This window comes from Shigella sp. SIG6 (genome assembly GCF_053555815.1).
The window spans coordinates 1-10,538 of the sequence record NZ_JBQZXC010000122.1 but is presented as its reverse complement, the minus strand read 5'-3'; the positions used below and the strand labels follow the sequence as shown (position 1 = coordinate 10,538).

10 protein-coding genes and 1 pseudogene are annotated in these 10,538 nt (G+C 50.2%); 7 read left to right on the top strand and 4 right to left on the bottom strand.

The annotated features are described in order from the left end of the window. Nucleotides 1–379: 379 nt before the first annotated feature. Nucleotides 380–1,327, bottom strand: coding sequence for a tRNA dihydrouridine(16) synthase DusC (gene dusC / locus ACUU1M_RS16325; RefSeq protein WP_152029015.1), 948 nt, complete (start codon nt 1,325–1,327; stop codon nt 380–382). A 238-nt stretch (nt 1,328–1,565) separates the two neighbouring features. On the opposite strand from dusC, the gene ACUU1M_RS16320 reads away from it, so the two are divergent. The 7 genes and pseudogenes from ACUU1M_RS16320 to preA all read left to right on the top strand — a co-directional run bounded on the left by ACUU1M_RS16320 (nt 1,566) and on the right by preA (nt 7,443). Continuing rightward, complete coding sequence (locus tag ACUU1M_RS16320; protein WP_001295452.1) at nt 1,566–1,964, top strand: CidA/LrgA family protein; 399 nt, start codon at nt 1,566–1,568, stop codon at nt 1,962–1,964. Beyond that, nucleotides 1,961–2,656 (top strand): CidB/LrgB family autolysis modulator, encoded by a 696-nt coding sequence (locus ACUU1M_RS16315; RefSeq protein ID WP_000968208.1) that lies wholly within the window; start codon nt 1,961–1,963, stop codon nt 2,654–2,656. Before ACUU1M_RS16320 ends, ACUU1M_RS16315 begins: the two co-directional genes overlap by 4 nt. Before the next feature lie 129 nt (nt 2,657–2,785). After that, the gene (gene cdd / locus ACUU1M_RS16310) at nt 2,786–3,670 is read left to right on the top strand and encodes a cytidine deaminase (RefSeq protein WP_000553555.1); all 885 of its coding nucleotides are present in this window, start codon (nt 2,786–2,788) and stop codon (nt 3,668–3,670) included. Between the two features lie 149 nt (nt 3,671–3,819). Beyond that, nucleotides 3,820–4,539 (top strand): outer membrane permeability protein SanA, encoded by a 720-nt coding sequence (gene sanA, locus ACUU1M_RS16305; protein WP_000920064.1) that lies wholly within the window; start codon nt 3,820–3,822, stop codon nt 4,537–4,539. Between the two features lie 2 nt (nt 4,540–4,541). Further along, nucleotides 4,542–4,781, top strand: coding sequence for a DUF2542 family protein (locus ACUU1M_RS16300; protein ID WP_000383096.1), 240 nt, complete (start codon nt 4,542–4,544; stop codon nt 4,779–4,781). A 193-nt stretch (nt 4,782–4,974) separates the two neighbouring features. Next, a complete protein-coding gene (gene preT / locus ACUU1M_RS16295; RefSeq protein ID WP_152029014.1) occupies nt 4,975–6,213 on the top strand; it encodes an NAD-dependent dihydropyrimidine dehydrogenase subunit PreT in 1,239 nt (412 codons plus the stop codon). After that, nucleotides 6,207–7,443 (top strand): annotated as a pseudogene (gene preA, locus ACUU1M_RS16290) (NAD-dependent dihydropyrimidine dehydrogenase subunit PreA). The gene preT and the pseudogene preA overlap by 7 nt, the downstream one beginning before the upstream one ends. A 70-nt stretch (nt 7,444–7,513) precedes the next feature. Here preA and mglC read toward each other — a convergent pair. The 3 genes from mglC to ACUU1M_RS16275 all read right to left on the bottom strand — a co-directional run. After that, nucleotides 7,514–8,524: a galactose/methyl galactoside ABC transporter permease MglC gene (gene mglC, locus ACUU1M_RS16285; protein WP_001275118.1), complete on the bottom strand. Its 1,011-nt coding sequence runs from the start codon at nt 8,522–8,524 to the stop codon at nt 7,514–7,516. 15 nt (nt 8,525–8,539) lie between these two features. Further along, a complete protein-coding gene (mglA, locus tag ACUU1M_RS16280) occupies nt 8,540–10,060 on the bottom strand; it encodes a galactose/methyl galactoside ABC transporter ATP-binding protein MglA (RefSeq protein ID WP_000255040.1) in 1,521 nt (506 codons plus the stop codon). A 60-nt stretch (nt 10,061–10,120) separates the two neighbouring features. Beyond that, nucleotides 10,121–10,538, bottom strand: a 418-nt coding sequence (locus ACUU1M_RS16275; protein WP_449144693.1) for a substrate-binding domain-containing protein, incomplete at its 5' end; no start/stop codon positions are given.

The window sequence follows — 10,538 nt, the reverse complement described above, 5'->3', positions numbered from 1 at the left end:
ATATTTTAAAATTAATTAATGTCATCAGATCCGAAAATAACGAGAATATTTCAGTCTCTCATCCTGTTGCGCTCCTGTCATGTGCATTGCTTCATATAATCACTGGCGCAAGGAGCGCGCAGGGGGCGACCAATCGCCGCCGCCCCCTGCACCCCCGGGCTCTGGCGAACAAAATCGCCGCTGCGCGGTGCCCTCGGCTTATCCCTTACGGCTACCGGGTCGGGCGCGAGGTAACATCCCTGTAAAACGCGCCCTCAGCCCACATCCATGTGGGCTGCCCCGGCCTTCAGGGAACGCCTCGGCGATTTTGACGCCACCAAACAACCGTGCGGCCTATTGATAAAGAGCTAACACATTGTCAAAAACATCACTATGGTTTTTAGAGTTTCTCGATATCAATTGCCTGAATAGCCCTTGCAATATCAGGGGAGTTATTCAACACCCGAACATGCTGAAATAATTCCGTTGCTTCATCGTATTCTTTACGCAAATAACTCAACCACTGTTTAATCCGCGCAACGTGATATAACCCGGTATCGCCCTGCTTTTCCAGACGGGTATATTTTTGCAGCAAAGCAATCACCTCCGGCCACGGCATTCGCGGTTCGTTATATTTTACCACCCGGCTCAGGTTGGGAATATTGAGCGCCCCGCGACCAATCATCACTGCGTCGCAGCCGCTGATCGCCATGCATTGTTGCGCGCTCTGCCAGTCCCAGATTTCACCGTTGGCAATCACCGGAATATTCAGCCGCTGGCGAATCTCGCCAATCGCCTGCCAGTCAATATGCTCCGCGCGGTAACCCTGCTCTTTCGTCCGCCCATGCACCACCAGCTCCGTAGCGCCAGCCTGTTGAACCGCATCGGCGATTTCAAATTTCTTCTCACCGCTGTCCCAGCCCAGACGCACTTTCACGCTGACAGGCAAATGCGCCGGTACAGCTTCACGCATCGCTTTTGCCCCCTGGTAGATGAGTTCAGGATCTTTGAGTAACGTCGCCCCGCCGCCGCTACCGTTAACCGTTTTCGACGGGCAGCCGCAATTGAGATCCACGCCCCAGGAACCTAACTCCACCGCACGGGCGGCGTTCTCTGCCAGCCATTGTGGGAACTGACCTAACAACTGCACGCGCACCAGCGTACCAGATGGTGTCCGGCTGGCGTTTTGTAGCTCAGGGCAAATGCGATGAAAGACTTTTACCGGCAGCAGTTGATCCACCACGCGGACAAACTCGGTGATGCACAGATCGTAGTCGTTAACTTCGGTCAGCAATTCACGCACCAGAGAGTCAAGCACTCCCTCCATCGGTGCCAGTAACACACGCATATCATCACCCGCAAAAAAATGAGGCGCTATGTTAGCGCCTATGGTCAGCGGATTAAAGGTCTGCAAAGAGGGATTGCTGCAAACTGCAATCCCTCTCTATGCTTGATGTATGCCTGAGTTCGCTGCTCATTGCGTAATACCGGGTAGCGAAAAAATAAGCGCTGATTTCTTAATGTGATCGGTAGCACGTTTTACGAATTAATTGTATGATGAATCCATCTCATCTGGGGTGTTGATTATGAGTAAGACACTGAACATTATCTGGCAATATTTACGCGCTTTCGTCCTGATTTATGCCTGCCTGTATGCAGGCATTTTCATTGCTTCCCTGCTACCGGTAACCATTCCGGGCAGCATCATTGGGATGCTGATCCTGTTTGTCCTGCTGGCCTTGCAAATTCTTCCGGCGAAATGGGTCAATCCGGGGTGCTACGTACTGATTCGCTATATGGCGCTATTGTTTGTGCCGATTGGCGTAGGCGTCATGCAATATTTTGATTTGCTCCGCGCGCAGTTTGGCCCGGTAGTGGTTTCCTGTGCTGTCAGTACGCTGGTGGTTTTTCTGGTGGTGAGCTGGAGTTCACAACTGGTACACGGTGAACGTAAAGTCGTAGGTCAGAAAGGATCAGAAGAATGATGGCGAATATCTGGTGGTCATTACCGCTGACGTTGATTGTCTTTTTTGCCGCCCGCAAACTGGCGGCACGGTATAAGTTTCCCCTGCTTAACCCGTTGCTGGTAGCAATGGTGGTGATCATTCCTTTTTTAATGCTGACCGGCATCTCTTACGACAGTTACTTTAAAGGTAGCGAAGTGCTAAACGATCTGCTGCAACCGGCGGTCGTCGCGCTGGCCTATCCTTTATATGAGCAGCTACACCAGATCCGCGCGCGCTGGAAATCGATCATCACCATCTGTTTTATCGGCAGCGTGGTTGCGATGGTGACGGGGACTTCCGTGGCATTGTTGATGGGCGCTTCACCGGAAATCGCCGCGTCAATCCTGCCGAAATCAGTCACCACGCCTATTGCAATGGCGGTTGGCGGCAGTATTGGCGGTATTCCGGCAATCAGCGCAGTTTGCGTGATTTTCGTCGGCATCCTCGGCGCGGTATTTGGCCATACATTGCTTAATGCGATGCGTATTCGTACCAAAGCTGCGCGCGGTCTGGCAATGGGGACTGCCTCGCACGCCCTCGGTACGGCGCGCTGCGCCGAGCTGGATTATCAGGAAGGTGCATTTAGTTCGCTAGCGCTGGTGTTATGCGGGATAATTACTTCGCTGATCGCACCGTTCCTTTTCCCGATTATTCTGGCAGTAATGGGCTAAAATTTGCGATACGTCGCGCATTTTTGATGTAAGTTTCACGTGTTGCATAATTAATGAGATTCAGATCACATATAAAGCCATAACGGGTTCGTAAACTGTTATCCCATTACATGATTATGAGGCAACGCCATGCATCCACGTTTTCAAACCGCTTTTGCCCAACTTGCGGATAACTTGCAATCTGCACTGGAACCTATTCTGGCAGACAAGTACTTCCCCGCTTTGTTGACCGGGGAGCAAGTCTCATCGCTGAAGAGCGCAACGGGGCTGGACGAAGACGCGCTGGCATTCGCACTACTTCCGCTGGCGGCGGCCTGTGCGCGTACGCCATTGTCGAATTTTAATGTTGGCGCAATTGCGCGCGGTGTGAGCGGAACCTGGTATTTTGGTGCCAATATGGAATTTATTGGTGCAACAATGCAGCAAACCGTTCATGCCGAACAAAGCGCGATCAGCCACGCCTGGTTGAGTGGTGAAAAAGCGCTTGCAGCCATCACCGTTAACTATACGCCTTGTGGTCACTGCCGTCAGTTTATGAATGAACTGAACAGCGGTCTGGATCTGCGTATTCATTTGCCGGGCCGCGAGGCACACGCGCTGCGTGACTATCTGCCGGATGCCTTTGGGCCGAAAGATCTGGAGATTAAAACGCTGCTGATGGACGAGCAGGATCACGGCTATGCGCTGACTGGTGATGCGCTTTCTCAGGCGGCGATTGCAGCGGCAAACCGTTCGCACATGCCTTACAGTAAGTCACCAAGCGGTGTCGCGCTGGAATGTAAAGACGGTCGTATTTTCAGCGGCAGCTACGCTGAAAACGCCGCATTCAACCCGACTCTGCCGCCGTTGCAGGGGGCGTTAATTCTGTTGAATCTCAAGGGTTATGATTACCCGGATATCCAGCGCGCGGTTCTGGCAGAAAAAGCCGATGCGCCGTTGATTCAGTGGGATGCCACCTCCGCAACGCTGAAAGCTCTCGGCTGTCACAGTATCGACCGCGTGCTTCTCGCTTAAGCCTGGTGCCGGATGCGGCGTGAACGCCTTGTCCGGCTTGCCAGCCCTCTCCTGGTGTCGAAATTCCCGGCAAACAGTTTGCCGTTTCTTGCGCAAAACCAACGGGTAAAGTAGCCTGATGGAAATTTTCCTTAGCTCGAGTCTCCTGCATGTTAAAGCGCGTGTTCCTCAGCCTGTTAGTCCTGATCGGCTTGCTGCTGTTGACTGTGCTCGGCCTCGATCGCTGGATGAGCTGGAAAACCGCGCCTTATATCTACGACGAATTGCAGGATCTCCCCTACCGCCAGGTCGGCGTGGTGCTCGGCACAGCAAAATATTATCGTACCGGCGTTATTAATCAGTATTATCGCTACCGCATTCAAGGAGCGATTAATGCCTATAACAGCGGTAAGGTAAATTATCTATTACTGAGCGGCGATAACGCATTGCAAAGTTATAACGAGCCGATGACCATGCGCAAAGATTTAATCGCTGCTGGTGTCGACCCATCAGATATTGTTCTCGATTACGCAGGCTTTCGTACGCTGGATTCCATCGTGCGTACACGCAAAGTTTTCGATACTAATGATTTCATTATTATCACCCAACGTTTCCACTGTGAGCGAGCATTATTTATTGCGCTGCATATGGGGATTCAGGCTCAGTGTTATGCCGTACCGTCACCGAAAGATATGCTGTCAGTACGTATTCGCGAATTTGCCGCCCGTTTCGGTGCGCTGGCTGACCTTTATATTTTTAAACGTGAACCGCGTTTTTTAGGGCCGCTGGTCCCTATTCCGGCTATGCACCAGGTGCCGGAAGATGCGCAGGGGTATCCCGCCGTTACACCCGAACAGTTACTTGAATTACAAAAGAAACAAGGAAAGTAGTTATGGATGTACAGCAGTTTTTTGTCGTTGCCGTTTTTTTCCTTATCCCGATATTTTGTTTCCGCGAAGCATGGAAAGGCTGGCGCGCAGGCGCGATTGATAAACGGGTTAAAAATGCACCGGAACCGGTGTATGTCTGGCGAGCAAAAAATCCCGGACTCTTCTTCGCTTATATGGTGGCATATATTGGCTTCGGAATTTTATCTATCGGCATGATTGTTTATCTTATTTTCTATCGTTAATATTTTCTCTTTTCTGTTAATTATTGAGAATAATTATTACTTCACTCAATAAGCTGCGGATATAACATTCTGAACCGCAGCTATTTGTGAATCCTTTCACAGTTTAAATTTCCCCACGCGCATAGCCTTAATATCAGCACGCAATATTTATTTAGCGTTCGCCATAATTACTCATAGCATTAAGGAAGATCACATGCCGCAACAAAATTATCTGGATGAACTCACTCCGGCTTTTACGCCGTTACTGGCGATTAAAGAAGCCTCTCGCTGTTTATTATGTCACGACGCTCCCTGTAGTCAGGCTTGCCCGGCACAGACCGATCCGGGGAAATTTATTCGCTCAATCTACTTTCGTAATTTTAAAGGCGCTGCCGAGACAATTCGCGAAAATAATGCCCTCGGTGCCGTTTGTGCCAGAGTGTGCCCGACGGAGAAATTATGCCAACGCGGTTGTACCCGTGCCGGTGTTGATGCTCCCATTGATATCGGCCGCTTACAGCGTTTTGTTACTGATTTTGAACAACAAACCGGGATGGAAATTTATCAGCCCGGTACTAAAACGCTCGGCAAAGTCGCGATTATTGGCGCAGGTCCTGCCGGATTGCAGGCCAGTGTGACACTGACAAACCAGGGTTATGACGTCACGATTTATGAGAAAGAAGCGCACCCCGGTGGCTGGTTGCGTAACGGTATTCCGCAATTCCGGTTACCGCAATCAGTGCTGGATGCAGAGATCGCCCGTATTGAAAAAATGGGCGTGACCATTAAGTGCAATAACGAAATCGGTAAAACACTCACCCTGGAGCAACTGAAAGCGGAAAACCGCGCGGTACTGGTCACCGTGGGGTTATCAAGCGGTTCCGGGCTACCGCTGTTTGAGCATAGCGACGTTGAGATTGCCGTCGACTTCCTGCAACGTGTACGACAGGCGCAAGGCGATATCAGCATTCCACAAAGCGCATTAATTATCGGCGGCGGTGATGTCGCGATGGACGTAGCCAGCACGCTGAAAGTTCTCGGCTGTCAGGCGGTAACTTGCGTAGCACGTGAAGAGTTAGATGAGTTTCCGGCAAGCGAAAAAGAGTTTGCCAGAGCCCGGGAGCTGGGCGTTTCGATCATCGATGGATTCACGCCAGTAGCCGTGGAAGGCAATAAAGTCACGTTTAAGCATGTACGGTTATCAGGCGAACTGACGATGGCGGCAGATAAAATTATTCTCGCCGTCGGTCAGCATGCCAGACTGGATGCCTTTGCGGAGTTAGAGCAGCAGCGTAACACCATCAAAACACAAAATTATCAGACCCGCGATCCGCAAGTCTTTGCTGCTGGCGATATTGTTGAGGGTGACAAAACCGAGGTCTATGCCGTGAAAACCGGGAAAGAAGCCGCCGAGGCGATTCATCACTATTTAGAGGGAGCTTGCTCATGTTAACGAAAGATCTTTCGATTACTTTTTGCGGCGTGAACTTTCCCAACCCGTTCTGCCTCTCTATCTTCGCCGGTAGGCAACTGCTATGAGATGTGTGCCAAAGCCTACGACACAGGTTGGGGCGGTGTGGTGTTTAAAACGATCGGCTTTTTTATCGCCAACGAAGTCTCGCCGCGTTTTGATCATCTGGTGAAAGAAGATACCGGTTTTATCGGCTTCAAAAATATGGAGCAGATTGCTGAACATCCGTTGGGAGAGAATCTGACCGCCCTGCGTCGGCTGAAGGAAGATTACCCGGACAAAGTATTGATCGCTTCGATCATGGGGGAAAATGAGCAGCAATGGGAGGAGCTGGCGCGCCTGGTGCAAGAAGCTGGCGCGGATATGATCGAGTGTAACTTCTCCTGTCCGCAAATGACTTCTCATGCGATGGGTAGCGATGTCGGGCAAAGCCCGGAGCTGGTAGAAAAATATTGTCGGGCAGTGAAACGGGGTTCCACGCTGCCAATGCTGGCGAAGATGACGCCGAATATCGGTGATATGTGCGAAGTGGCGCTGGCGGCGAAGCGCGGCGGCGCAGATGGCATTGCGGCAATTAACACCGTTAAATCCATCACCAATATCGATCTTAATCAGAAAATCGGTATGCCGATCGTTAACGGTAAATCGAGTATTTCCGGATATTCCGGTAAAGCGGTAAAACCGATCGCCCTGCGCTTCATTCAGCAAATGCGCACCCATCCAGAACTGCGCGATTTCCCAATCAGCGGTATCGGCGGCATTGAAACCTGGGAAGATGCGGCGGAGTTTTTATTGCTCGGCGCAGCAACGTCACAGGTCACCACCGGCATTATGCAGTACGGCTATCGCATCGTAGAAGATATGGCGAGCGGGTTATCGCATTATCTCGCCGATCAGGGATTTGATTCGTTGCAGGAGATGGTAGGTCTGGCGAATAACAATATTGTCCCGGCGGAAGATTTAGACCGCAGTTATATTGTCTATCCCCGTATCAATCTTGACAAATGTGTTGGCTGTGGACGCTGTTATATTTCCTGTTACGACGGCGGTCACCAGGCGATGGAATGGAGCGAGAAAACCCGCACACCGCATTGTAATACCGAGAAATGTGTGGGTTGTCTGCTTTGTGGTCACGTCTGCCCGGTGGGTTGTATTGAGCTCGGGGAAGTGAAGTTTAAGAAAGGCGAGAAAGAACACCCGGTAACGTTGTAAAACCAGAGACGCATCCGGCATTTGGCACCGATTGCCGGATGCAGCGCATCCGGCAATATCCGCAATCACATCACTTCTTACGCGCGTATTTCAGTGAATCCAGCGCTACGGCGAAGATAATAATCGCCCCTTTGATGATGTACTGCCAGTATGGGTTTACGCCGATATACGTCAGGCCATAGTTGATGACGGTAAAAATAATTACCCCGGTCACCACGCCAATCACCGTCCCCACACCGCCGCTGAACGATACACCGCCTACCACGCACGCCGCGATAGCATCCAGCTCATACATAAAGCCGAGGTTGTTGGTGGCAGAGCCGATACGTCCGGCTTCTAACATCCCGCCAAAGGCATAGAACACGCCAGACAACGCGTAGATCATCAGCAGGTTCAGGCCGACGTTGACACCAGATACTTTTGCCGCTTCCGGGTTACCGCCAATGGCAAAAATGTTCTTACCGAAGCGGGTTTTGTTCCACAACACCCAGACGAACGCCACCGCAATCAACGCGTAGAAGGTGATGTAAGAGAGACGGAAACTCCCCAGCGCGACAAAGCCCTGAGCAAAGGTAGAGAAGCCACTGTCAAAACCAGAAATTGGCGACGCCCCGACAAAGTCGTAATAGAGCGAGTTGATGCCATAGACGATGATCATCGTGCCGAGCGTGGTAATGAACGGTGTCACGTTGAGATAAGCGATAATCAGACCGTTGATCAAACCGATCACCGCACCAATGGCACAGACAATCAGAATAACCAGCGCAATCGGCATCGTCGCCATTTCCGGGAACACTTTGTTGGCGTTATCCATGGACTGCAATAATGTCGCAGCCACCACTGCCGCCAGCCCTACCTGACGACCAGCAGAAAGATCGGTCCCCTGGGTGACAATTAACCCTGCCACACCGAGCGCGATAATAATACGCACCGATGACTGGGTGAGAATATTACTTAAGTTCAACAGACTTAAAAATGTTGGGTCCTGGAAAATAATAATCGCCAGCAAAACTAAAAGAACGACGTAAATACCGCCCTCTTTCAGGTAAGTAAGAAAACTTTTCTTATTTAACGCACTCATGGGAAGCCCCTAATCTTAAAGGTGCAAAGACGCAAGACGCAGAATTTCGTTTTGCGTTGTTGTTTTTGTATCGACAATTCCGGAAACGAGACCATTGCTCATGACCAGAATACGGTCTGTTATCCCTAACAACTCAGGCATTTCAGAGGAGATAATAATAATCCCCTTGCCTTTCTTCGCCAGTTCGACAATTAACTGATAAATTTCAAACTTCGCCCCGACATCAATACCGCGCGTCGGTTCATCGAGCATTAATATTTCTGGTTGCGTTAGTAGCCAGCGACCAATAATCACCTTTTGCTGATTACCACCGGAGAGCGAACCAATTTGCGTCCGATGACCCGGCGTTTTTACCCGCATCGAATCAATCACCCACTGGGTATCGCTTTTCATCCGCGAGTTATCCAGTAAACCAACTTTATTTTTGTAGTTGCGAATATTGGAAATTAACGAGTTAAAACCAATATCCAGATAGGCATAAATTCCCGTTGAGCGGCGCTCCTCAGTTACCAGTGCAAATCCGTGGTTTATGGCTTCGTTGGCATTATGGTTATTGATCTGTTTGCCGTGCAACGTAATGGTGCCAGCCGATTTCTCGCGAATACCAAATAACGTCTCAACAATATCGGTACGTTTCGCCCCCACCAGCCCGGCAATACCGAGGATCTCCCCTTTATGCAGATCAAACGAGACATCGCGAATCGACGGCTGGCGCAGTGACGTTAGGTTACGCACCTCGAGGATGACTTCGCCCGGCTTGTTTTCTTTGTCAGGAAAACGCTGATTAAGAGAACGCCCAACCATCATGGCGATGATCTTGTCCATCGTCAGTCCTGCCAGCGGTTCGGTGGCGATCCACTGACCGTCGCGCAATACGGTAACTTCATCACATAACTGGAAGATTTCTTCCATTTTATGCGAGATATAAACAATACCGCAGCCGCGCTCTTTTAATTTACGAATAATAGTGAACAGATGATTGACCTCTTTTTCGGTTAACGAAGAAGTCGGTTCATCCATAATCACAATTTTCGCGTTATAGGAAAACGCTTTGGCGATTTCGATCATCTGCATTTGCGAAACGGATAATGTGCCGACGCGCGCACGCGGATCGATATCAATATCCAGTTCATCAAAAATCGCTTTGGTTTCGCGGTACATTTTGTCCTGATCGACAAACATGCCTTTGGTGGGATATCGCCCCAGCCACATGTTATCCATCACCGAACGTTGTAATACCAGGTTTAACTCCTGGTGTACCATCGAAATACCATTTTCCAGTGCCTCTTTGGCGGAATGGAAATCGATCTCTTTACCCTGGAATAAAATGGTGCCGGAGTCTTTTTGATAAATACCAAACAGGCATTTTAATAATGTCGATTTTCCTGCACCGTTTTCCCCCATTAATGCATGGATAGAATGTGGCCGGACTTTTAAATTAACGTTATCAAGTGCCTTAACACCAGGAAAGGACTTGTTGATACCGCTCATTTCCAACAAGTATTCCCCGGAAGACGGAGTCGTTGAGCTGACCATATAATTTTACCTTGTTGGCCATACAATAAGGGCGCAGTAAACGACTGCGCCCAATCAGTCTTATTTCTTGCTGAATTCAGCCAAGTTGTCTTTATCTACGCCAACATAAGGTACGCGGACCACTTTGTTGTCGATTTTCCAGTTGGTGCCATCAGCCGCACCTTTGCCATCGGCCAGGTTTTTCGCCAGATCAAAGGTCGCTTTCGCCTGGTTGTTAGCATCGTTCAGTACTGTGCCCACCAGTGCACCGGATTTCACCAGCGCCAGCGCTTCTGGCAGCGCATCGACGCCAAACACCGGAATGCTGGACTTGTTGTGTGCTTTCAGTGCTTCTACCGCGCCCATTGCCATCGCATCGTTGTTGGCGATAACCACTTCGATTTTGTTGGCGTTCGGGCCAGACAGCCAGGCGTCCATCTTATCTTTCGCCTGAGCGGTGTCCCACATTGCGGTATCTAACTGTAACTGTTCAGTTTTG